This is a genomic window from Kitasatospora sp. NBC_00070 (assembly GCF_045041205.1).
Classification (GTDB): domain Bacteria; phylum Actinomycetota; class Actinomycetes; order Streptomycetales; family Streptomycetaceae; genus Kitasatospora.
Genome location: NZ_CP108247.1, coordinates 3,349,028 through 3,370,311 on the forward strand (window position 1 = coordinate 3,349,028; position 21,284 = coordinate 3,370,311).

The 21,284-nt window shown below is 74.1% G+C and carries 22 protein-coding genes; 8 read left to right on the forward strand and 14 right to left on the reverse strand.

All coding sequences use genetic code 11. The features are described from left to right. Positions 1–24: 24 nt before the first annotated feature. Positions 25–1,383 carry a D-inositol-3-phosphate glycosyltransferase gene (gene mshA / locus OHV05_RS15555; RefSeq protein WP_405018197.1) on the reverse strand — a complete coding sequence of 453 codons (1,359 nt, stop codon included), beginning with the start codon at positions 1,381–1,383 and terminating at the stop codon, positions 25–27. A gap of 142 nt (positions 1,384–1,525) precedes the next feature. On the opposite strand from mshA, the gene OHV05_RS15560 reads away from it, so the two are divergent. Continuing rightward, positions 1,526–2,356: a class I SAM-dependent methyltransferase gene (locus tag OHV05_RS15560; RefSeq protein ID WP_405018198.1), complete on the forward strand. Its 831-nt coding sequence runs from the start codon at positions 1,526–1,528 to the stop codon at positions 2,354–2,356. Positions 2,357–2,505: 149 nt separating this feature from the next. On the opposite strand, the gene OHV05_RS15565 is transcribed toward OHV05_RS15560, so the two are convergent. Beyond that, entirely contained in the window at positions 2,506–3,039 is a 534-nt protein-coding gene (locus OHV05_RS15565) for an O-acetyl-ADP-ribose deacetylase (RefSeq protein WP_405018199.1), read from the reverse strand. A gap of 228 nt (positions 3,040–3,267) precedes the next feature. On the opposite strand from OHV05_RS15565, the gene OHV05_RS15570 reads away from it, so the two are divergent. Further along, the gene (locus tag OHV05_RS15570) at positions 3,268–4,701 is read left to right on the forward strand and encodes a PP2C family protein-serine/threonine phosphatase (RefSeq protein ID WP_405018200.1); all 1,434 of its coding nucleotides are present in this window, start codon (positions 3,268–3,270) and stop codon (positions 4,699–4,701) included. A gap of 53 nt (positions 4,702–4,754) precedes the next feature. On the opposite strand, the gene OHV05_RS15575 is transcribed toward OHV05_RS15570, so the two are convergent. The 6 genes from OHV05_RS15575 to OHV05_RS15600 form a co-directional block, all read right to left on the reverse strand. Continuing rightward, positions 4,755–5,093, reverse strand: coding sequence for a DUF2516 family protein (locus tag OHV05_RS15575; RefSeq protein WP_403038196.1), 339 nt, complete (start codon positions 5,091–5,093; stop codon positions 4,755–4,757). A gap of 153 nt (positions 5,094–5,246) precedes the next feature. Further along, positions 5,247–5,813, reverse strand: coding sequence for a hypothetical protein (locus tag OHV05_RS15580; RefSeq protein ID WP_405018201.1), 567 nt, complete (start codon positions 5,811–5,813; stop codon positions 5,247–5,249). Between the two features lie 14 nt (positions 5,814–5,827). Continuing rightward, positions 5,828–6,235, reverse strand: a complete 408-nt coding sequence (locus OHV05_RS15585; protein WP_403038191.1) for a helix-turn-helix domain-containing protein — start codon at positions 6,233–6,235, stop codon at positions 5,828–5,830. Between the two features lie 77 nt (positions 6,236–6,312). Continuing rightward, on the reverse strand, positions 6,313–6,822 hold the full coding sequence (locus OHV05_RS15590; protein ID WP_405018202.1) for a DUF664 domain-containing protein: 510 nt from the start codon (positions 6,820–6,822) through the stop codon (positions 6,313–6,315). Positions 6,823–6,937: 115 nt separating this feature from the next. After that, the gene (locus OHV05_RS15595; protein ID WP_405018203.1) at positions 6,938–7,534 is read right to left on the reverse strand and encodes a dihydrofolate reductase family protein; all 597 of its coding nucleotides are present in this window, start codon (positions 7,532–7,534) and stop codon (positions 6,938–6,940) included. A gap of 114 nt (positions 7,535–7,648) precedes the next feature. Next, positions 7,649–8,092 (reverse strand): MarR family winged helix-turn-helix transcriptional regulator, encoded by a 444-nt coding sequence (locus tag OHV05_RS15600; protein ID WP_405018204.1) that lies wholly within the window; start codon positions 8,090–8,092, stop codon positions 7,649–7,651. Between the two features lie 112 nt (positions 8,093–8,204). Here OHV05_RS15600 and OHV05_RS15605 point away from each other — a divergent pair, with 112 nt between their 5' ends. After that, positions 8,205–9,038, forward strand: a complete 834-nt coding sequence (locus tag OHV05_RS15605; protein WP_405018205.1) for an alpha/beta fold hydrolase — start codon at positions 8,205–8,207, stop codon at positions 9,036–9,038. Between the two features lie 13 nt (positions 9,039–9,051). Here OHV05_RS15605 and OHV05_RS15610 read toward each other — a convergent pair whose 3' ends face one another. The 3 genes from OHV05_RS15610 to OHV05_RS15620 form a co-directional block, all read right to left on the reverse strand. After that, entirely contained in the window at positions 9,052–9,819 is a 768-nt protein-coding gene (locus OHV05_RS15610; RefSeq protein ID WP_405018206.1) for a putative protein N(5)-glutamine methyltransferase, read from the reverse strand. 171 nt (positions 9,820–9,990) lie between these two features. Continuing rightward, positions 9,991–10,182: a hypothetical protein gene (locus tag OHV05_RS15615; RefSeq protein ID WP_405018207.1), complete on the reverse strand. Its 192-nt coding sequence runs from the start codon at positions 10,180–10,182 to the stop codon at positions 9,991–9,993. Further along, a complete protein-coding gene (locus OHV05_RS15620; protein ID WP_405018208.1) occupies positions 10,182–13,274 on the reverse strand; it encodes an SNF2-related protein in 3,093 nt (1,030 codons plus the stop codon). The genes OHV05_RS15615 and OHV05_RS15620 overlap by 1 nt, the downstream gene beginning before the upstream one ends. A 135-nt stretch (positions 13,275–13,409) precedes the next feature. Here OHV05_RS15620 and OHV05_RS15625 point away from each other — a divergent pair, with 135 nt between their 5' ends. Together OHV05_RS15625 and OHV05_RS15630 are read left to right on the forward strand one after the other, a co-directional pair. Continuing rightward, positions 13,410–13,940: a DinB family protein gene (locus OHV05_RS15625; protein WP_405018209.1), complete on the forward strand. Its 531-nt coding sequence runs from the start codon at positions 13,410–13,412 to the stop codon at positions 13,938–13,940. 104 nt (positions 13,941–14,044) lie between these two features. After that, positions 14,045–14,659: a YceI family protein gene (locus OHV05_RS15630; RefSeq protein ID WP_405018210.1), complete on the forward strand. Its 615-nt coding sequence runs from the start codon at positions 14,045–14,047 to the stop codon at positions 14,657–14,659. Between the two features lie 7 nt (positions 14,660–14,666). On the opposite strand, the gene OHV05_RS15635 is transcribed toward OHV05_RS15630, so the two are convergent. After that, complete coding sequence (locus OHV05_RS15635; protein ID WP_405018211.1) at positions 14,667–15,635, reverse strand: LysR family transcriptional regulator; 969 nt, start codon at positions 15,633–15,635, stop codon at positions 14,667–14,669. A gap of 123 nt (positions 15,636–15,758) precedes the next feature. On the opposite strand from OHV05_RS15635, the gene OHV05_RS15640 reads away from it, so the two are divergent. Further along, positions 15,759–16,982 carry an MFS transporter gene (locus tag OHV05_RS15640; protein ID WP_405018212.1) on the forward strand — a complete coding sequence of 408 codons (1,224 nt, stop codon included), beginning with the start codon at positions 15,759–15,761 and terminating at the stop codon, positions 16,980–16,982. Here OHV05_RS15640 and OHV05_RS15645 read toward each other — a convergent pair. Then, positions 16,963–17,481, reverse strand: a complete 519-nt coding sequence (locus OHV05_RS15645; RefSeq protein ID WP_405018213.1) for a GNAT family N-acetyltransferase — start codon at positions 17,479–17,481, stop codon at positions 16,963–16,965. The two genes, OHV05_RS15640 and OHV05_RS15645, sit on opposite strands and share 20 nt — an antisense overlap. Positions 17,482–17,527: 46 nt before the next feature. On the opposite strand from OHV05_RS15645, the gene OHV05_RS15650 reads away from it, so the two are divergent. Next, positions 17,528–18,301, forward strand: a complete 774-nt coding sequence (locus OHV05_RS15650; protein WP_405018214.1) for a TetR family transcriptional regulator — start codon at positions 17,528–17,530, stop codon at positions 18,299–18,301. 12 nt (positions 18,302–18,313) lie between these two features. On the opposite strand, the gene OHV05_RS15655 is transcribed toward OHV05_RS15650, so the two are convergent. Then, positions 18,314–19,582 (reverse strand): GNAT family N-acetyltransferase, encoded by a 1,269-nt coding sequence (locus OHV05_RS15655; RefSeq protein ID WP_405018215.1) that lies wholly within the window; start codon positions 19,580–19,582, stop codon positions 18,314–18,316. 97 nt (positions 19,583–19,679) lie between these two features. Here OHV05_RS15655 and OHV05_RS15660 point away from each other — a divergent pair, with 97 nt between their 5' ends. Next, a complete protein-coding gene (locus OHV05_RS15660; RefSeq protein ID WP_403038149.1) occupies positions 19,680–21,209 on the forward strand; it encodes a helix-turn-helix domain-containing protein in 1,530 nt (509 codons plus the stop codon). Positions 21,210–21,284 lie beyond the last annotated feature (75 nt).

The window sequence follows — 21,284 nt, forward strand, 5'->3', positions numbered from 1 at the left end:
ACTCCCCGTCAGCGTCGGCCCGGCTCAGGCCAGCCGCAGACCGCCGCGCAGCCCGGAGCGGTGCATCGCCGTGGTGTACACCTCGGCGGTGCTCGCCGCGGCGGTCTCCCAGCCGAACTCCGCCGCGTGGGCGGCGGCGGCCGCCCCCTGACGGCGCACCAGCTCGGTCTCGGTCACGTACGGGCGCAGCGCCCTGGCCCAGTCGTGCGGGTCGTGGCCGGTCACCAGGGAGCCCGTCCGCCCGTCCCGGACCGCGACCGGGAGGCCGCCGACCGCGGCCGCCACCACCGGGGTGCCGCAGGCCTGCGCCTCCAGTGCGACCAGCCCGAAGGACTCGCTGTACGAGGGCATCACCAGGGCGGTGGCCGCTCGATACCACTCGGCCAGCTCGGCCTGGCCGACCGGCGGGTGGAAGTGCACCACGTCGCAGATGCCGAGCTCGGCGGCCAGCTTCTGCAGGCTCTCCGGCTTGGCCAGGCCGCTGCCGGACGGGCCGCCGACCACCGGCACGACCAGCCGACGGCGCAGCTCGGGCTCGCGGTCCAGCAGCACGGCGACCGCCCGGAGCAGCACGTCCGGCGCCTTGAGCGGCTGTATCCGGCCGGCGAAGAGCAGCACGGCGGCATCCTGCGGCAGGCCGAGCCGGGCCCGGGCGGCCTGCCGGTCGCCGGGGCGGAACACGTCGAGGTTGACGCCGGGGTGCACCACGGCGAGCTGGTCCGGCCGGGCGGCGTAGTGGAAGGCCAGCTCGCCGGCCTCCTCGGCGGTGTTGGCGATCAGCCGGTCGGCGGCCTCGACCACCTGGCTCTCGCCGATCACCCGGGCGGCCGGCTCGGGCGTGTCGCCCTCGGCCAGCGCGGCGTTCTTCACCCGGGCCATGGTGTGCATGGTGTGCACCAGCGGCACGCCCCAGCGCTGCGCGGCCAACCAGCCGACCTGCCCGGACAGCCAGTAGTGCGAGTGCACCAGGTCGTAGTGGCCGGGCCGGTGGCCCGCCTCGGTGCGCAGCACCGCGTGGGTGAAGGCGCACAGCTGGGCGGGCAGGTCCTCCTTGACCAGGCCCTCGAACGGGCCGGCCGTGACGTGCCGGACCAGCACCCCGGGCGCCAGCTCGACCGTCGGCGCGTCGTCCGAGCTGATCGCGCGGGTGAAGACCTCGACCTCGATGTCCAGCTGGGCCAGCCGCTTGGCCAGCTCGACGATGTAGACGTTCATCCCGCCCGCGTCGCCGGTGCCCGGCTGGTGCAGCGGGGAGGTGTGCACGCTCAGCATGGCGATCCGGCGAGGCCGCCGCGAACGGCCACCCACCAGGGCCTGCAACCGGCCCCGGGCGGGGGGCAGGAGCTGGGCACGGCGAGCCGTTCGAGCAGGGTGCTGAGTCACCTGCGGAGGCCTCCTTCGTTGCTCCCCGTCTGCCGGCCAGCGGCCGCGGGCATTCATCCAGTGTGACAACCGCCGGGGGGGTGGACGGCATTCCCGTCCACCTGGTGGGACCGCCCGACGGCCCGGCCGTAGGCTGCTGGGCATGGCCGCCTCGTTCGATCCCTCCAGCTCCGCCGCCCGTGGGCGGCGGGGCCGACCGGTCGGCACGGTGACCCGGGGCACCACCAACACCAACCGGCTGCGCCGGATGGACCGCTGGATCGCCCACACGCTGGGCCCCGCACTGCGCTCCGCCGACCGGCCGCCGGTGGCGGTGGACCTCGGCTACGGCGCCGCGCCCTGGACGGCCGTCGAGCTGTCCGGCCGGCTGCGCACCGTCCGCCCCGACGTCCGGACGGTCGGCATCGAGATCGAGCCCGAGCGGGTCGCGGCGGCGCTGCCGTACGCCGAGCCGCCGCTGCTGACCTTCCGCCGGGGCGGCTTCGAGGTCCCGCTGGACGGCGCCGAGCGGGCGCTGCTGATCCGGGCCGCCAACGTGCTGCGGCAGTACGAGGAGGGGGCGGTGGCGGCGGTCTGGGAGCGGCTGTGCGGACGGCTGGCGCCCGGCGGGCTGCTGGTCGAGGGCACCTGCGACGAGATCGGGCGGCGGCACGTCTGGGTCGCGCTCGGCCCCGAGGGGCCCCGGACGGTCACCTTCGCGGCCCGGCTGGGCGGCCTGGACCGGCCGTCCGACCTGGCCGAGCGGCTGCCGAAGGCGCTGATCCACCACAACGTGCCGGGTCGGCCGGTGCACGCCTTCCTCACCGACTTCGACCGGGCCTGGTCGGCGGCGGCCCCGTACGGGGCGTTCGGCGCCAGGCAGCGCTGGGTGGCCGCCTGCCGGGCGCTGGGCGGGAGCTGGCCGCTGCTGGACGCGCGCGGGCGGTGGCGGCAGGGCGAGGTCACGGTGCCGTGGAGCGCGCTGGCGCCGTAGCGCCGGGGCTCGGCCGTCCGTTCGACAGCCCGGGTGTCCGTCCGGACCGATTCACTCGAACGAGTTATCGAATACCTCTGGTGTGCCGACACCTCGTCACGCCACCATGGAGGCACCGCGGGAGCGGCCCGCGGTGTCCCGATCCTCCGTCAGCCCCGCTGCCCGGCAGCATGCTCGAACGCCCGGTACGCCTCCGGCCCGAACAGCACGAACCGCACCTCGGTCAGCTCCGACCCACCGTCCACGACCTCCACCACCGTCGCGAGGGCGATCCGCGCCGCGTCCTCCATCGGCCAGCCGTACACCCCGGTCGAGACCGCCGGGAAGGCCACCGTCCGCGCGCCCAGCTCCGTCGCGACCCGAAGGGACTCCCGATAGCAGGACGCCAGCAGCCCGGCCCGCTCCTCGTACTCCTCCGGCAGGTGGACGGGCCCCACCGTGTGCACCACCCAGCGGGCCGGCAGCCGGCCCGCCGTGGTGGCCACCGCCCGGCCGGTCGGCAGGCCCTTGCCGTAGTGCCCGGCGCGCAGCCGTCGGCAGTCGGCCAGGATCTCCGGTCCGCCCTTGCGGTGGATCGCGCCGTCCACCCCGCCGCCGCCCAGCAGCGAGGAGTTGGCGGCGTTCACCACCACGTCCACCTGCTGCTCCGTGATGTCACCCTCGACCAGAGTGATCCGCGTCACCGTACCGACCCTTCGTCCCGTTCCCTGCCGGGCACCGCAGCCGCAGTGCCCGCCGTCAGCGTCCGCCCGGCCCCGGTCGCGTGGCAATAGCCACAGAGTCGCCGCCGGGCCGGAGAAAACTCCGGAGATCACGTTATGGTCGCGGGAAGCTCCCCGACACACGGTGCCAAGCGGGCACTGCGCGCGGACCTCAGCCGTTGCCCAGTCGGGGAAAGGGAGGACCGACCGATGCCCGCAACGGGAGACGGGCGGGCACCGCGTGCCGCGTACCGGCCGGGCGCCCTCACCGATGCACGCAGCCCGCGTGCGGAGGCGATCGAGGCCGGGCACAGCCCGATACCGCACCCCCGCGCCGTCGCCGGCACCCCGGACGCCCCGTTCCGCCTGCTGGTGATCGAGAACGACTTCACCGACGCGGCCTTCCTGGAGCAGTTGGTCACCGACAGCGGCTCGGCGATCGAGCTGCACTGGGCCCAGGGGGTGGCCTCCGCCGCCACCCGGCTGACCCGCCCGGCCGGCCGCCGAGGCCGCCCGCGCGACACCGAGTTCGGCTGCGTCCTGCTGGACCTCGCCGACCCGGCCGACCAACGCGGCCCGTTGCAGGGCCTGGAGGGGCTGCGCGAGCTGCTCAAACACGCCCCGCAGACGGCGGTCGTGGTGCTCACCGACGCGGCCGGCGCCGAGCTGGGTGCCGCCGCCGTGGCGGCCGGGGCCCAGGACTTCCTGATCCGGCACGAGACCGACGGTCCGCTGCTGGCCCGCGCGCTGCGCTACGCGGTGGAGCGCAAGCGGGCCGACGAGTCCCAGCGCCGCCTGGTCGAGGCCGAGCTGCGCGGCCAGGAGAACGCCCGCCTCCAGCGCCACCTGCTGCCCACCCCGCTGCTCGACGGCGCCGGGCTCTCCTTCACCCGCCGCTACCGCCCCGGCCGCAGCCGGGCACTGCTCGGCGGCGACTTCTACGACGCGGTCCGGACGGACGACGGCACGGTGCACGTGGTGATCGGCGACGTCTGCGGCCACGGCCCGGACGAGGCCGCGCTCGGCGTCGCGCTCCGGATCGCCTGGCGCTCGCTGGTCTTCGCCGGGCTGACCGGGCAGGCCCTGCTCACCACGCTCCAGCACGTGCTGGAGCACGAGCGGCGCAGCGACGAGATCTTCGCGACGCTCTGCATGCTGGTGCTCTCCCCCGCCCACCCCGACCCCGACTCCCCGGTCCGCGCCGAGACCGACGCCCCGGCCGACCGGCCCGGTCAGGAGCGGGCCAGGTTCTACCTGGCCGGGCACCCTTCGCCGCTGCTGCTCGCCCCCGGCGGCACGCCGACCCTGCTCTCCGCCGACCAGGCCGGCCCGGCCCTCGGGCTGCTGCACTGCGACGACCCCGGCGCCAGCTGGCCCGCCGAGGAGCTGATCCTGGACGAGGGCTGGAGCCTGCTGCTCTACACCGACGGCCTGGTCGAGGGCCGGGTCGGCGCGGGCTCGCGCCGCCTGGGCCAGGACGGCCTGGTCGAGCTGATCGGCGACCACCAGGCCGGTGGCCTGACCAGGGGCCGGCTGGTCGACAGCGCGATCGCCGAGGTCGAGGAGCTGAACGGCGGCGCGCTGACCGACGACGTCGCGGTGCTGCTGCTGGAGCGCAACCCCACTCCGGTGATCATGGGCTGAAACGTCGATGGGGAGCAGCCGCCCGGCTGCTCCCCATCGACGGTGACGACTCGTCACCAGGGCCCGTACGGCCCCGTGTTCTGCTTCCCGCCGTTGCCCCGACCGTCCGTCAGCTGCTTGATCGCGGGCCGGACGTCCACCATGTAGACGATCGCGGCGGCCAGCCCGGCCAGGGTCAGGATGCTGAACACCTCCGCACCGAACAGCAGGTCGAGCCCGAGCGCCAGCCCGAGGATCGCCAGCCAGAACGTCTTGGTCTTCTTGTCGGCGGCCCGGAAGGCGTCCTCCCGACGGGTCACCGCGTCCACGAAGGCGAACAGCTTGAAGCCCACGGCCGCCATGGCCAGCCACCAGAACGGATCCAGGTAGCCCAACCTCAGAATCTCGGACACTGCGGACTCCTCACTGCGGCTCCGGCGACATCGTCGCCCATCCTGGCACGGCCGGCCGGCCGTACCGGGGACAACGAACCGGTACCCCTGGTTCGTGCCCCGTCCGCCGCCCGGCTACCGCTCGGGCAACTGCTTTCCCGGACTGCTCCCGGACTACTTCGCGGAGTCGCCGGTGCTCTTCCGGGCCCGCGGCGCCCGCTTCGGCGCCGGCTCGGCGGCGGGCTCCGCCACCGGCACCTGCTCCGGCTCCTCCTCCTGCGCCCACTCCGACGCGGGGACCTCCTCGGGCTCCAGGTCGACCACCACGGCCTCGACCTCGGCGGCCGGCTGCTCCTGCTGGGGAGCCTGCTGGCCCTCCACCACGGCCTTGCCCCGGACCGCCAGCTCCTCGTACGCCTCCTTGGCCTTCACGGCCAGCTCCAGCGCGAGGCCGACCTGCTGGAGCGCGAAGCCCTGGGCCTTCTCCTGCAGCCCCTTCAGGTCGCCCGGCAGCGTGGAGACCGTCTCGGTCACCTTCGCCTGCGCCTCGACCAGCCGGGTCTGCGCCTCCTGGAACCGGGCGGTGGCCTTCTCCTGGGCACCCTTGCGGTCCGCCGCGAGCGCCTCGACCTTGGCGGGCACCTCGCGCAGCTTCTCGTACGCCAGGTCCCCGGCGCCCGCGATCGCGTACAGCGGGGTCGGGTCGCTCAGCGTCTTCTTGATCTCGTCGGTGATCGGCATGACCGGTCCTCCTGCTATCCCTCGACAGTCCGGCGGTCGGCCTGTCCCTCTGCTGCTTCCCCGGGCTCGCCGACGCTCTCCTGATTCTCTTTCAGGAAGGCGTCGTAGACCGCGAGCAGCGCCTGCTTCTGCCGCTCGCTGATCAACGGATCGGCCAGGATCGCGGCCCGGAGTTCGAGCCCCTCACCCTGCCGCTCCTCCAACATCCCGGCCTGCACGTACAGCGTCTCCGCCGAGATCCGCAGCGCCTTGGCGATCTGCTGCAGGATCTCCGCGCTCGGCTTCCGCAGCCCGCGCTCGATCTGGCTCAGGTACGGGTTCGAAACCCCCGCCACCTCCGCCAGCTGGCGCAACGAGTACTGCGCGTTCCGCCGCTGCTCCCGGATGTACTCCCCGAGCGAGCCGACCTTCAGTGAAGCCATGCCAGCACTCTGCCCGACCCTGCTTGCAATTGCAAGCAGGGTGCTAGCGGGAGCAAGCTCCCCGCGAACGGCCTCCGCTACCGCCGCCGGAGGATGCCTCGGACGAAGGCCGCCTGGCCGGCGTGCTGGAGGCTGTCGGAGACGACGCTGACCAGCCGGACGCCCAGGATCACCGGCGGCGTCCAGTTCTCGTCCACGATCCGGTCCAGGGCCGGGCCGCCGAGCCCGCGTACGTACGCCAGGGTGTGCGCGTGCACGGCGTCGTAGTAGCCGGTGAGCAGGTCACCGGAGTCCACCCGGAGGGCCGCGACCTGGCGGGCGGTGTGTCCGTAGCCGGTGGCGTCCACGGGGAAGGGCAGGTCGAAGCGGTCGTACCAGCCGCCCGCGGTCCAGAGCTGTTCGGTGCCCGCGACCTCCGCCACGTGGTCGTCCTGCACCCGGGTCAGGTGCCAGACCAGCCAGGCGACCGAGTTGGCCTTCGGGTCCAGGCGCTCCGCGAGCTCGTCGGGACCGAGCCCGGCCACCGCCTCGTGGACGGACTCACGGACCCGGCCGAACGCATCGACCAGCAGGGCTGCGCAGTTCATGCGGGCGATCCTCCCAGAGACCGGCCGCCGGGTGACGGAGGTCACGTCCGGCCGTGTCACGGGACCGGCGGGAAGTCGGCGCGGCAGCTGCCCGACCCGATCGCAAGGACGACCGCTACTTCGCGGCGGCCGGGCGGTAGGTGCAGACGTTCACGCCGGCCTTGCTGGTGACCGTGGAGACCAGTTCGAGGGTGCGCAGGCCGCCGTCGGCGGGGAAGACCGACTTGCCGCCGCCGAGCAGGACCGGCATGACGATCAGGCGGAGCTCGTCGAACAGGCCCTCGGCCAGCAGCAGCCGGACCAGGGTCGGGCTGCCCATCACGGCCAGGTCGCCGCCGGGGGCGGCGTGCAGCTCGCGGAGGCGGGAGACGGCCTGGTCACCCGGGATGCGGGTGGTGTTCTCCCAGGTCAGGTCGGAGTCGCCGAGGGTCGCCGAGACCACGTACTTCGGGAGCGCGTTCATCCGGTCGGCGAACGGGTCGCCCGCCCGCTCGGGCCAGGCACCCGCCATGGTCTGCCAGGTGCGACGGCCGAACAGCAGCCCGTCGGCCTCGGCGGTCGCGTCGGCGAAGGTGCCGCCGACCACCTCCGGGTCGAAGAACGGGTGCGACCAACCGCCGTGCGCGAAGCCGCCGTCGGTGTCCTCCTCCGCCCCGCCCGGGGCCTGCACGACGCCGTCGAGGCTGACGAACTCGGTGATCACGATACGCATGGGGACTCACTCCTTGTGGTTGCTCCGTGTATATCAAGGGCAGCCGACAGGACCGCCCGGAACTCACCGCCCCCCGGCGGCCGGTGGAGCGGTTCGCGCCCGGATGACGGAGCGTCAGGACCGGCCGGGCGTCAGGTGGCGGGCCAGCACGGCGAGCGCTTCGGTGACCTCCCGCAGCCGGTCCGGGTCACCGTCACCGAGGGCGGCGGCCAGCGCGTCGGTGACGGTGGTCGCGCGGATCTCGGCGACCCGGGCGGACGGTTCGGCGGCGGGGTGGATCAGGGTGCGGCGGCCGTCGGCGGGGTCGGGCGCGGTACCGACCGAGCCGGCCTCCTTGAGGCGGGCGACGGCGGTGGAGACCTGGCTCTGCGGGATGCCGGTCCGGGCCACGACCTCGCTCGCGGTGGTGCCGGGGTGGGCGGCGACGTCGGTGGCGACGATCAGGACCGTACGGGTGCTGCCGGGCCGGCCGGCGGCGCCGCCCGGGGGCTCCGGGATGGCGCTCTCACCGATCTTCATCAAGGTCCGGCCCAGCAGGAAGAGGTCGACTCCGTTCATGGGGACAAGGTACATCCAGATTGATCCATCTCTATTGATACATCCAATTGGATGTATTACGGTGAGGGCAGGCGCAACGGACGGACCGTCAGCGCCCGGAGAGGAACCCGCCATGCCCACCGCCAGCCTCACCGTCCCCGGCGCGACCCTGCACTTCGAGGTGCGCGGGAGCGGCCCGGTCCTGCTCGTCTCGCAGAGCGGCGAGGGCGACGCCGACCGCAGCACCGACCTGGTGGCGGGCCTCACCGACGCGTACACCGTGGTCACCTACGACCGGCGGGGGCTGTCCCGCAGCCGGCCGGACGACCCGGAGCGCGGGGCGAGCCTGGCCGAGCACGCCGAGGACGTGCACCGGCTGCTGGCCGCCGTCACCGACGGGCCCGCGCTGATGCTCGGGTGCAGCCTCGGTGCCTCGATCGGCCTGCACGTCGCGGCCCGGCACCCCGGGCAGCTGAGCGCCCTGATCGCGCACGAGCCGGTCACCCCGCGACTGCTGCCGCCGGCCGAACGGGCCGGGCACGAAGCCGAGCTGACCGGACTTCAGCACCACTACCGGCAGCACGGCCTCGGCCCGACGCTGCCCGAGATGGCACGGCTGCTGGGCATCGACCTGCACGGGCCGACCGAGGACGGGCTGACCCCGCACCCGATGGACGCCCGCCGGATCGCCAACTTCGACCACTTCATCCGGCACGACTTCGGTGCGGTCGTGCAGGACACCCTGGACCCCGAGGTGCTGCGCGGCACCACCACCCGGATCGTCCCGGCCGCCGGGCGCTGCACCCCGCCGGAGGTCTTCGACCGCCGCTGCGCCGACGCCCTGGCCGAGTTGGTCGACGAACCGGTCCGGATCTTCCCCGGCGGCCACAACGGCAACCTCGCCCACCCCCGCGCCTACGCCCACCGCCTGCGCGAGGTGCTGGCCGAAGCGGTCCGAGCCGTCTGAGTGGTCCGAGCCGTCAGGCGGCCCGGATACCGGCCACCACGGTGGCGTCGTGCCGGTCGGAGGTGTGCAGGGTCGGCGTCAGGCCCCGGTCGGTCATCGCGGCGGCCGTGGCGGTGGCCTGGCGGGTGCTGGTCTCGATCAACAGGTGGCCGCCCGGGGCGAGCCACCGGGGTGCGGCGGCGATGACGCGGCGCTGGACGGCCAGGCCGTCGGGGCCGCCGTCCAGGGTGAAGTGCGGTTCGTGGTCGCGGGCTTCGGCCGGGAGGAAGGGGATCGCGGCGGTGGGGACGTACGGGGCGTTGGCGACCAGGACGGTGATCCGGCCGCGCAGGGCGACGGGCAGCGGGGCGTAGAGGTCGCCCTGGTGGACCGTCGCCGTGGCCGGGAGGTTGCCCCGGGCGCAGTCGGCGGCGGTCGGGTCGAGGTCGGCGGCGTGCAGCTCGGCCGAGGGGACGGTGGCGGCGAGCACCGCGGCCACGGCGCCCGCGCCGCAGCAGAGGTCGAGGGCGACACCGTCCGGCCGGAGCAGGCCGGCGGCCAGTCCGGCCAGGAACTCGGTACGGCGGCGCGGCACGAAGACCCCGGGCGTGACGGTGATCCGGAGGCCGCAGAACCCGGCCCAGCCCAGGACGTGTTCGAGCGGATGGCCCTCGGCCCGGCGGCCGACCATGGCGGCGAGCTGCTCGGGCGTGGTGGCGCCGGCGAGGAGGAGGTCCGCCTCGTCCTCGGCGAAGACGCAGCCGGCGGCCCGGAGGGTGGTGACGATGGTGGCGTACGACATGACGGCGGCCTTTCGAGCGGACGAAGGGCGCTCGGGTGGCCAGCCGGTCAGTGCGGCGGGGCGACGGAGGAGAGCACCCGTACGGGACGAGCGGTCATGGGTGTCACCTCCGGGGTCGGGTCGTGTGCTGCCGAGACCGGCACTTTACCAAAGCACAGGGCTGAACCGGCGTCAGCCGACGCTGCCGTCCGGGTCCGCCAACCGGCGGTACGTCTCGGCCAGCAGGACGCTCAGGTCCCGCCCGCCGATCCGGATCCCGGCCGGGCCGAGGCCCGCGGTCGGCGGTTCCCCGGCGGCGGCCGGGGCGGCGGCCCGCAGGGTGAACTCGCCGTCCCAGAAGCGGGCTGCCGGGTCGGGTTCCATCAGACGGCTCCGATCGCGTCGGCGGACAGGGTGACCAACTCCCGCAGGGTGCCCGGGTCGAGGCCGGTGAGCCACTGTTCCTCGGTGGAGACGGCGGACTCGGCGAGGGCCCGCTTGGCCTCGATCAGCTCGCCGATCCGTTCCTCCACGGTGCCGACGCAGACCAGGCGGCGGACCTGGACGTCCCGGCGCTGGCCGATCCGGAACGCCCGGTCGGTGGCCTGGTCCTCGACCGCCGGGTTCCACCAGCGGTCCAGGTGGATGACCTGGTTGGCGGCGGTGAGGTTGAGCCCGGTGCCGCCGGCCCGGAGCGAGAGCAGGAAGACCCGGGGGCCGCCGGGGGCCTGGAACCGCGCGACCAGCTCCTCCCGCCGGTGCTTGGGGACACCGCCGTGCAGGTAGAGCACCTCCTCGCCGAGCCGCTCGGCCAGGTGCGGCTGGAGCAGCCGGCCGAACTCGGCGTACTGGGTGAAGACCAGCACCCGGTCGCCCTCGGCCAGCGCCTCGGTGAGCAGCTCCTCCAGCCGGGCCACCTTGCCCGAGCGGTCCCCCAACGGCGAACGGTCGTGCAGGAGTTGGGCCGGGTGGTTGCAGACCTGCTTGAGCTTGCCGATCGCCGCCAGCACGGTGCCCTTGCGCTCGACGCCCCGGATGCCCTGCTCCCGGTGCAGCACGTCGGCGACCACCGCCTGGTAGAGCCCGGCCTGTTCGGCGGTGAGGTTGCACCAGACGGTGATCTCCTGCTTGGCGGGCAGCTCGGTGGCGATCAGCGGGTCGCTCTTCAGCCGGCGGAGCACGAACGGGCCGCTCAGCCGCCGCAGTCGCGACCCGGCGTCGGCGCTGCCGTGCTGCTCGACCGGGACGGCGAACCGCTCCCGGAACGACTCCGTACTGCCGAACAGGCCCGGGTTGGCGAAGTCCAGGACGGCGTGCAGCTCGGCCAGCCGGTTCTCCACCGGTGTGCCGGTGAGGGCGATCCGGTGCACCGCCACCGGGAGCGAACGCAGCGCCCTGGACTGGGCGGTGGCGGAGTTCTTGACGTACTGCGCCTCGTCCGCGACCACCCGCCGCCACCGGACGCCGGCCAGCGTCCGGACGTCCCGCTGGAGCACCCCGTAGGTGGTGATCACCAGGTCGGCGGGCGGCAGCTCGCCGCGGTCGCTGCCGTGGTGGACGTGCACCCGGAGCATCGGCGCGAACCGGGCCGCCTCGCGCTGCCAGTTGCCGACCAGCGACATCGGACAGACCAGCAGGGTCGGGCCGGTCGCGGTGCCCGCGTGCTGCTCGGCGGCCAGCAGGGCCAGCGTCTGGACGGTCTTGCCGAGGCCCATGTCGTCCGCCAGCACCCCGCCGAGGCCGAGCCGGGCGAGGGCGTGCAGCCAGGCCAACCCCCGTTCCTGGTACGGGCGGAGGGTGGCGCCGAAGTCCGGCGGCAGGGCGGGGGCGGCGGTCTGCTCGGTCCGGCCCGCCAGCAGCTCGCCGAGCGGGCCGGTGGCGGTGACCTCGGTGACCGGGAAGCCGCCGACGGTGGCCGCCGGGTCGAGGGCGAGCCGGAGCAGCTCGGCGGTCGGCAGCGAGCCCGAGCCGTGCCGGGCGAGGAAGGCGAGGGCGGCGGCGATCTGCCCGGCGTCCACCTCGACCCAGCGGCCGCGCAGCCGGACCAGGCCCTGCTGGGCCGCCCCGAGATCGGCCAACTCCTGCTGGGTGAGCCTGACTTCGCCGATCGCGGCCTGCCAGCGGAAGTCCACCACGGCGTCCCGGTCGACCTGGGCGGCCCGCTCCACGGTGCCGGGCGGTGCGACCCGGGCGGCGGTCAGGGCCAGGCCGAGCGCGGGCCTGCGCTGCCACCAGGCCGGCAGCAGGACGCCGAACCCGGCCAGGGTGAGCGCGGGTGCGGCGTTGCGCAGGAAGTCGAGCGCGCCGGCCCGGTCCAGCCGCAGGCCGGTCGGCCTGCGGCCACCGGCCGGGCCGGGGCGCAGCTCGGGCCGGCGCAGGGCGGCCCGGTCGAGTTCGGCCAGGAAGCTCTCCACCGGGTCGGCGAGCTGCCGGGACAGGGCGGCGAACGCCGGTCCGCCGTCCCAGAGTTCGGCGGCCGGGACGAGCAGCGAGGGCTGTTCGACCGCCTGGATCAGGAAGTCGAGCCGCCAGTCGTCGTCATCGGGCCGTCCCTCGGGGTCGTCGTCGGCGGGGCCGAGCGGCTCGGAGAGCCGGAAGCAGAGCCGGACCGGACTGTCCGCCGGCGGCGAGCCGGCCAGCCAGACCGCCAACTGCTCGCGCAGCCCGGCGAGTTCATCCTCCGGGGCCTCGAACCGCCCGTCCGCCCGGTGCAGCGCGGCCCACCAGGCGGCCGGAGCCCCGTCGGCGGCGGGCACCGCCGTACCGTCCAGGGCGGTCCTGATCTCGTGGTCGACGAAGCGGTCCAGCAGTTCGGCGGCCAGCTCGACGGCCCCGGTCCGGCCCTCCGCCAGCACGGCGGGTGGACACCCCCGGACCAGCGCGTCCAGCTCCCGCCGGTCGGCCCGCTCGGGGGCGGGCTGCCAGTGGGCGTACGGGGCGCCGTCCCGGTCCCGGACCACCGGGAGCACCCGGCCCCGGCCCGCCAGCCGCCAGGCCAGGTCGTGCACGGCGGTCAGCCAGCGCAGCGAGGCGCCGTACGCGAGCTCCACCGACCCCGCCACACCCGGGAGTTCGATGCTGGCGCCGGACCAGTACGGGTCGAACAGCCCACCGAGCAGCTGGGCCGCCTCGGCCGGCGGGAAGAGCAGCACCGGCACCCGCCAGGAGGCCGGGGCGAGGCCCCGGCCGGTGGCGCCGATCGGCAGTTGCGGGGAGGGGGTGGGCGCCCCGCCGAGACCGGGCAGCCGGAGCGTGCTCCACCGCTCGGGGGCCTGCTCGGCGAGCCAGCCCGGGCCCGGGCCGAGGGCGGCCAGCAGCCGGGCCACCTCGGCCGCCGGGGCCGCGAACGGGTGCGCGGTGGCGGCCACCGCGGCGCCGGACGGACGGTGCAGCCGGGCCGCCGTGTAGGCGCGGGCGTCCTCGGCCCAGAGCGCCAGCCGCCCGTCGGCCCGCCAGAGCGCGTGCAGGGCGTACATGGACGGGGCCTCCCGGGAACGGCAGCAGGGTTTCACCCTAACCGGGGTGCGTAGCGGCCAGGATCTGACCTAGTTCCCGCCTACCTTTGGTCGTACCGGAGCGGGGGTGACCCGCCTGACGAAAAGGTGATCGACATGGTGGTCCTGGTGGCGGCGGAGAGCAGTGAGCGCGAGGGTCTGCTGGCCTTCCTGGAGGCACACCGGGGCGCGGTGCGCCGCTCGGTGCACGGCCTCACCGAGGAGCAGGCGCGGGCCACCCCGAGCGCGAGCAGCCTGTCCCTGGGCGGCCTGCTCAAGCACGTGACCACCTGCGAGCAGCACTGGATCGAGAGCGTCCTGACGGGCCGTGAACTGCCGCAGCAGCCCTGGGAGGACCAGCACCGGCTGCTCGACGGCGAATCCGTGGCCGACTGGCTGAAGCAGTACGAGGCGGTGGCCGCCGAGACCGAGCGGGTGATCCGGGCGCTGCCCGACCTGGAGGTGGACGCGGCACTGCCGGAGGCGCCCTGGTTCCCGCCGAACAGCCGGCGGACGGCCCGCTGGATCCTCACCCACCTGTGCACCGAGGTGGCCCGGCACGCCGGACACGCCGACATCATCCGGGAGAGCCTGGACGGCAGTACCGCCCTGGCGCTGGTCGCGGCGGTCGAGCGGGACCGGGCCTGAAGTTCCGGCGCGCCTTGGTTGAACATTGAACGAAACGGGGTTATGGTGGTGGCACGCCAACAAGTTGAAGCCTAAACAAATGGCTTCCGACCCGAGGAGAAGCCATGGGCATCTTCAACCGCACCAGCAAGGCCGCCACCACCGGCACCGCCGTCGCCGAGGCCCCGGCCGGGCCCGACCTGGCGCACCTGACCGGTGACTACACGATCGACGCCTCGCACAGCCGGATCGGCTTCGCGGTCCGCCACGCGATGGTGACCAACGTGCGCGGCCAGTTCGCCGGGCACGACGGCCTGCTCCACCTGGACGGCAGCCGGCCGGAGAACTCCACCGCCGCGCTGACCATCAAGGTCGCCAGCATCGACACCGGCAACACCCAGCGCGACGAGCACCTGCGCACCGGCGACTTCTTCGAGGCGGAGACCTTCCCGGAGATCACCTTCCGCTCCACCTCGGCCGAGCGGCTGGACGGCGACTCGTACCGGATGACCGGTGACCTCACCATCAAGGGCACCACCGGCGAGGTGGTCCTCGACCTGGAGTACACCGGCAGCGCGACGGACGTGTACGGCGCCCAGCGGGTCGGCTTCGAGGGCAGCACCACGGTCGACCGCACCGCCTGGGGCCTGTCCTACAACGCCGCGCTGGAGACCGGCGGCGTGCTGATCGGCGAGAAGGTCAAGCTCAGCTTCGACATCTCGGCCGTCAAGAGCGTCTGAGCCGCGCTCAGCACTCCAGCAGCGCGGCATCCTCGGCGGGCAGCCAGCTCACCGGCGGACGCCGCAACCACCCCTCGCGCGAGCCGAGTTCGGCCACCGCCTCGCGCAACGCGGTGAATCCCGGATGACGAAGCTCCGGGCGGTGCACCAGGCTCACCAGACTGAGCGGCACCGGATCGACCAGCGGACGGGTGACGGCCCCGGGTATCCCGGGGCCGCCGGTCGTGGTCAGCATCGCCTCACCGTGCCGGGCCAGATAGTGCCCGACCTCCTCCACTCCGACCGGCGGGCTGTGCGGGGCCGCCGCGAGCAGACCGTGCGCGTCCAGCAGCCGCCGCCCGAGCGCGGTCCACTCGGTGGTCGCCGGATTCCCCGCACAGATGTCCACCGGGTGCCCGGCCAGCGCGCTCAGCGGCACCTCGGACAGCGCGGCCAGCCGATGGCCGAGCGGGAGGAAGACCGCCATCGCCTCGAACCGGACCGGCAGCTGGGCGAGTTCCGACCGCAGACCGGCCGACAGGCCGGCGAACCTCCCGAACGAGACGTCCAGCCGATGGGCCGTCAGCTCCGCCGCCGCCGCGGTCAGCCCGCCGTGGAACCGGGCCAGCAGCTCCAGCTCGGGCCGCGCCGCCCGGGCCGCCGCGAGCAGCCGGACGGCGGTCAGGTCGTCCCCCGTCACGTCGTTGTTCAGGTCCACCAACAGCGGCCGGTGGCCGGACTGTTCGGCCAGCAGCTCGTCGTGCAGGGCCAGCAACCGCCGGACCTTCGGCAGCAGCCGCTCCCCCTCCGGCGTCAGCCGCACGCTGCGGGTGCTCCGGTCGAACAGCCGCAGCCCGAGCGCCAGCTCCAGCGCCCGGACGTCCCGGCTGAGCGCCTGCTGCGCCACGTGCAACCGCTCGGCGGCCCGCCCGAAGTGCAGGGTCTCGGCGGTCGCGGCGAAGCCGCGCAGCAGACGCGGGTGCAGGTCACGAGGCATTCCCGCACCCTAGACCACCGTATTGACACCGCAGCTGTGTCAATCGGGCCGAACAGGTGTTGGACCGGCCCGGACCGCGGCCGGAAGGCTGGGCGCACACCCCGCGCCCACCCCAGGAGTTCCGTGTTCGCCTCGTACCGCCGCCTGTTCGCCGCCCCCGGCGCGCTCGCCTTCACGCTGACCGGGCTGTTCGCCCGGCTGTCCTTCGCGATGACCGGGGTCAGCACGGTGGTGCTGATCGCCACCCGCCGCGACTCGTACGCGCTGGCCGGGGCGGTCTCGGCCGCCGGCGTGCTCGCGGTCGCCTTCGCCCTGCCTCTGAGCGGGCGGCTGGTGGACCGGTACGGGCAGGCCAGGGTCTCGTTCGCCGGCGTGCTGCTGGCGGTCTGGCCGATGACCGGGCTGCTGCTCTGCACGCACTTCGGCGCACCCGCCTGGACGCTCTTCCTCTGCTGCGCCGCCTCCTCGGTGATCCCCAACCTGGGCGGCATGGCCCGGGCCCGCTGGGCCCACCTGTACCGGGACGACCCGGCGGCCCGGCACGCTGCCAACTCCCTGGAACAGGCGCTGGACGAGCTCTGCTTCATGGGCGGTCCGGTGTTCGCCATGCTGCTCTGCACCTCGCTCTTCCCGGAGGCCGGGCTGCTGGTCGGCGGGGTGCTGGGCTGCGGCGGCCTGCTGCTGTTCGCCGCCCAGCGGCGGACCGAACCGCCGGTGCAGCCACCGGCGGCCGTCCCCACCCGGGGCGCGCTGCGGCACGGCGGACTGCGGGTGCTGGTGCTGGTGTTCGCCGCGACCGGGGTGGTGTTCGGCTCGACGGAGGTCAGCACCATCGCGTACGCCGACTCGCTCGGCCAGAAGCCGCTGGCCGGTGGGCTGTTGGCGCTGGTGGCGGCCGGGTCCTGCGTCTCCGGGCTGGCCTTCGGCCTGGTCCGGAGCCGGATCGGCGGTGCGGGGCGGCTGCTGCTCGGGGTGGCGGCGATGACCGTCCTGCTGCTGCTCCCGCTGGCCGCCGGGGTCTCCGGGGCCGGGCTCGCGGTGCTCGGCCCCGCGCTGTTCGTGGCCGGGTCGGGCACCGCACCGACCATGGTGGCCGGTATGACCATGGTTCAGGAGCTGCTGCCCGCCCGGCAGTTGAACGAGGCCATGGGCGTCGCGGTGGCGGGCATCCTGATCGGGATCTCCACCGGGGCGGCGGTCGGCGGGATGCTCGCCGAGCGGGCCGCGCCGGGCACCGGCTTCCTGCTGCCGGCCGGAGCCGCCGGGCTGGCCCTGCTGACCGCGCTGGCCGGCCACCGCCGGCTGGGCGCCCGGCCGGTGGCGGAGCTCAGCGCGTCGGCGGCGTGACCGGGAAGCTGTACTCGTACTCGGGCAGCCGGTGCCCGCCGGGGAACCAGCCGATCCGGTCGCCGGTGCGCACCCCGCCCGCCCGCCGGTAGAACGCGATCGCCCGGGTGTTGGCCTGCAGCACCTCCAGGTAGAGGGTGCGGTCCGGGAAGTGCGCCCGCCCGGCGGCCAGCAGCCGGGCACCGATCCCGCCGCCGGTCCGGCCGGGGCGGACGTGCAGGTTGTCCAGCAGCACCCGGCCGTCCGGTTGCGGGACCAGGTAGGCGAAGCCGTCCAGCTCTCCCGCGCGCTCGGCGAGCAGCAGCAGCGGGGTGTTGGCGGGCTCCCCGTAGTCCACGCCCAGCCGCAGCTCCCAGAGTTCGCGGCGCTCCTCGGCCAGACCGTCGCCGAGCGCCTCGGCCGGCACCAGCCCGGTGTACGCGGACAGCCAGCTCGCGCTGTGCAGGGCGGCGACCGCCGGGGCGTCGGCGGCGGTACCTGGTCGGATCTCGTGCGGCATGCCACCGAGCCTGTCACATCGGCCCGCCAAGGTAGGCTCCACAGGCGTGGAGCAGCCCAAGGACGTCACGGACCCGGTGCCGGCCCCGAGCGAGCCCGGCAACGCCGAACTGCCGGGCGGTCGGGCCAGGCCGAAGACCGACAAGAGCGAGCAGACCCGGGCCCTGATCCTGGACACCGCGATGCGGCTGTTCAAGGAGCGCGGTTACGACAAGACCACCATGCGGGCGATCGCCGCCGAGGCCGGGGTCTCGGTCGGCAACGCCTACTACTACTTCGAGTCGAAGGAATTCCTGATCCAGGGTTTCTACGACCTGATGACGCACGATCACGCCCGGGAAGCCCGGGAGCGGATGGCCGGGCACACCGACTTCGCGGACCGGTTGGAGATCGCCCTGGTCTCCTGGCTGGACTGCGCGGCGGAGTACCACACCTTCGCCTCGCAGTTCTTCCGGACCGCCGCCGACCCGAACAGCTCGCTCAGCCCGTTCTCCAACGACTCGCACCCGGCCCGGGCCACGGCGGTCGAGCTGTTCCGCGAGGTGCTGGCCGGCTCCGACCTGAGCAGCAAGCTGGACGCCGAGCTGGTCGAGCTGCTGCCCGACCTGCTCTGGCTGCACCTGATGGTGGTCGTCCTGTACTGGGTCTTCGACCGCACCCCGGACACCGAGCGGACCCGCGAGTTCGTCCGCCGCTCCACCCCGATGGCGGCCCGGATCCTGACCCTCTCCCGCTACCGGGTGTTCCGCCCGATCGTCCGGGACGCCAAGGGGCTGATCCAGGACTTCATCCTGCCGACCATCGGCCGGACGAAGTCCTGACCCGACGGAGGGTCAGAAGCCGTCCGGGTTCCAGGCCCGGAGCGGGGTGCGCAGCAGCAGGTCGGCCCGGGCCGCCGCGCCGGGGAGCAACTCGGTGACCAGGCCGCCCGCGACCAGCCGGGGCAGCGTCTCCGCGCCCAGGTAGAGGCTGCCCAACGGGCCCGCACCGAGCGCCAGCTCGGCGGGCTCCTCGGTCCTGGTGCAGCGGCCGGTCCCGTCCGGGGCCACCTCCAGGGCCCAGTGGCCGTCGGCCCAGCCGTACGGGTCGGTGACCGCCAGGACCGTCCGGCCCGGTGCGCCGTACCGACGGGCGGCGAAGGCGGCGGGGACGTCCAGCACCCGGAGCCAGGTGAAGTCGGAGCACTCCGGGCCCGGCCTGGCCATCCGGGGGTCGTTCAGCCAGAGCGGCAGCGGGTCGTCCGGGGCGAGGTTCGTGATCTCGACGGTGCGGACCCAGTCCACCGAGAAGGCCAGCCGCCAGAGCGCCACGGCGGTCGGGGCGTCCAGCGCGACGAAGTCGGCCACGGTGAGCGTGCAGTCGGGGGCCGGGCCGTCCCACTTGTCGTCCAGGCGGTAGACGATCAGACCGGTCACCGTGCCGCTCGCGTCCCGGTGCAGGGCGGCGAACGGCTCCTTCCAGTCGAAGCCGGGCAGCGTCGCCTCCCCGGTGGCCAGCCGCCACCAGTACGGCTTGCGGGCGATCGCGCCGGGCTGGGTGCGCCGCCAGCGCTCGTGCAGGTCGGGCCCGAGTTCGCGGAGCTCGGCCATGGTGACGAAGTCCACCCGGCCGCCCGGGCTCTCCGGCAGCTCGGCACGCAGGCCGCCGGACTCCAGGACGTCGATCCGCAGGCCGCTGTTGACGGTGGCCGGGCCGAAGCCGAACCGGCCGTAGATGTTGTACTCGGCCGCGATCAGGATCGCCACCGGGCAGCCGCGCCGGTGCGCGTCCGCCAGGTCGGTGGTCATCATCCGGCTGAGCAGTCCGCGCCGGCGGTGGGTGGAGTTGACCGTCACCCCGGTGATCGCGTCGGCCCGGACGGTGCCGCCGCCCGGAACGGTCAGCTCGGTGTCGAAGCTGCGGAAGGTGGCCACGCAGCGGGCCGGGTCGAACGGGTCGAAGGCGCCCTGGAAGCGGTTCGGCTCGAACTGGAGCCGGCGGAACTCGACCCCCTCGGCGACGTGCGGCCGCAGGAACCCGCGCGCCACCGCCCGGTCCCAGGCCGGGAGCTCGTCCTCCGTGATGTACCGGATGTCCGTGTTGTCGGATCGCGCGTTGCCCATCGGGTCACCGTACGACGCGGCGTCAGAAGCGGCATCCGGTTTTCTCGGGACTCCCTCCGCCCTTCCTTCATCTCATATATGAGATATCGTCTGCCCCATGAGCGACGACTACCTCCAGCGCATCGGCGGTCTCATCCGCACCGCCCGCGAGCACAAGGGCAAGACCCAGGGCCAGCTCGCGGCGGCCCTCGGCACCAGCCAGAGCGCGGTCAACCGGATGGAGAAGGGCCAGCAGAACCTCACGCTGGAGATGGTCGCCCGGATCGGCGAGGCGCTGGACAGCGAGATCGTCTCGCTGGGCTACGCCGGCCCGATGCACCTGCGGGTCGACGGCGGGCGGCAGTTGAGCGGCGCGATCGACGTCCGCACCAGCAAGAACGCCGGGGTCGCGCTGCTCTGCGCCTCGCTGCTGACCACCGGTCGCACCACGCTGCGCCAGGTGGCCCGGATCGAGGAGGTCTACCGGATCCTGGAGGTGCTCGCCTCGATCGGCGTCAAGGCCCGCTGGACCAACGACGGCCGCGACCTCGAACTGACCCCGCCCGCCCGGCTCGACCTGGACTCGATGGACGAGGCCGCCGCCAAGCGGACCCGCAGCGTGCTGATGCTGCTCGGGCCGCTGATGCACCGGGCCGAGCAGTTCAGGATCCCGTACGCGGGCGGCTGCGACCTGGGCACCCGGACGGTGCAGCCGCACCTGGCCTCGCTGCGGCAGTTCGGCCTGGAGGTGGCGGCCACCGACGGGAGCTACCACGCCCGGGTCGAGGCCGGGGTCTCGCCGGGGCGGCCGATCGTGCTGACCGAGCGCGGGGACACCGTGACCGAGAACGCGCTGATGGCCGCCGCCCGGCACGACGGCGTGACGGTGATCCGCAACGCCAGCCCGAACTACATGGTCCAGGACCTGTGCTTCTTCCTGGAGCAGCTCGGGGTCAGGATCGAGGGCATCGGCACCACCACGCTCACCGTGCACGGCCTGGCCGATATCACCTGTGACGTGGACTACGCCCCGGCCGAGGACCCGGTCGAGGCGATGAGCCTGCTCGCGGCCGCCGTGGTGACCTCCTCCGAACTGACCATCCGTCGGGTGCCGATCGAGTTCCTGGAGATCGAGCTCGCGGTGCTGGAGGGAATGGGCCTGGACCACGACCGCACCCCCGAGTACCCGGCCCGCAACGGCCGCACCCGGCTGGTCGACCTGACGGTCCGTCCGTCCAAGCTGACCGCGCCGGTCGACCGGATCCACCCGATGCCGTTCCCCGGCATCAACATCGACAACGTCCCGTTCTTCGCCGTGATCGCCGCCGCCGCCCACGGCACCACCCAGATCAACGACTGGGTCTACGACAACCGCGCCATCTACCTGACCGACCTCACCCGCCTCGGCGCGGCCGTCACGCTGCTCGACCCGCACCGCGTCATGGTCCAGGGCCCGACCCGCTGGCGGGCCGCCGAGACCGTCTGCCCGCCGGCCCTGCGCCCGGCCGTGGTCATGCTGCTCGCCATGCTCGCCGCCGAGGGCACCTCGGTGCTGCGCAACGTCTACGTGATCAACCGCGGCTACGAGGACCTGGCGGAGCGCCTCAACTCGATCGGCGCGGCCATCGAGACCTTCCGGGACATCTGACCGGGAGCAGACCGCCGATATACGGCGTTCCCCCCACCCGGGGCGTAAACGGAAGAGCGCGCACATGACTGACTA

Coding starts and splice junctions, on each gene's coding strand:
- OHV05_RS15560 (WP_405018198.1), top strand. CDS start 1,526: ATGGCCGCCTCGTTCGATCCCTCCAGCTCCGCCGCCCGTGGGCGGCGG.
- OHV05_RS15660 (WP_403038149.1), top strand. CDS start 19,680: ATGAGCGACGACTACCTCCAGCGCATCGGCGGTCTCATCCGCACCGCC.
- OHV05_RS15655 (WP_405018215.1), bottom strand. CDS start 19,582: ATGGGCAACGCGCGATCCGACAACACGGACATCCGGTACATCACGGAG.
- OHV05_RS15645 (WP_405018213.1), bottom strand. CDS start 17,481: ATGCCGCACGAGATCCGACCAGGTACCGCCGCCGACGCCCCGGCGGTC.
- OHV05_RS15605 (WP_405018205.1), top strand. CDS start 8,205: ATGCCCACCGCCAGCCTCACCGTCCCCGGCGCGACCCTGCACTTCGAG.
- OHV05_RS15610 (WP_405018206.1), bottom strand. CDS start 9,819: ATGTCGTACGCCACCATCGTCACCACCCTCCGGGCCGCCGGCTGCGTC.
- OHV05_RS15630 (WP_405018210.1), top strand. CDS start 14,045: ATGGGCATCTTCAACCGCACCAGCAAGGCCGCCACCACCGGCACCGCC.
- OHV05_RS15595 (WP_405018203.1), bottom strand. CDS start 7,534: ATGCGTATCGTGATCACCGAGTTCGTCAGCCTCGACGGCGTCGTGCAG.
- OHV05_RS15625 (WP_405018209.1), top strand. CDS start 13,410: ATGGTGGTCCTGGTGGCGGCGGAGAGCAGTGAGCGCGAGGGTCTGCTG.
- OHV05_RS15600 (WP_405018204.1), bottom strand. CDS start 8,092: ATGAACGGAGTCGACCTCTTCCTGCTGGGCCGGACCTTGATGAAGATC.
- OHV05_RS15620 (WP_405018208.1), bottom strand. CDS start 13,274: ATGTACGCCCTGCACGCGCTCTGGCGGGCCGACGGGCGGCTGGCGCTC.
- OHV05_RS15570 (WP_405018200.1), top strand. CDS start 3,268: ATGCCCGCAACGGGAGACGGGCGGGCACCGCGTGCCGCGTACCGGCCG.
- OHV05_RS15580 (WP_405018201.1), bottom strand. CDS start 5,813: ATGCCGATCACCGACGAGATCAAGAAGACGCTGAGCGACCCGACCCCG.
- OHV05_RS15615 (WP_405018207.1), bottom strand. CDS start 10,182: ATGGAACCCGACCCGGCAGCCCGCTTCTGGGACGGCGAGTTCACCCTG.
- OHV05_RS15635 (WP_405018211.1), bottom strand. CDS start 15,635: ATGCCTCGTGACCTGCACCCGCGTCTGCTGCGCGGCTTCGCCGCGACC.
- OHV05_RS15585 (WP_403038191.1), bottom strand. CDS start 6,235: ATGGCTTCACTGAAGGTCGGCTCGCTCGGGGAGTACATCCGGGAGCAG.
- OHV05_RS15590 (WP_405018202.1), bottom strand. CDS start 6,822: ATGAACTGCGCAGCCCTGCTGGTCGATGCGTTCGGCCGGGTCCGTGAG.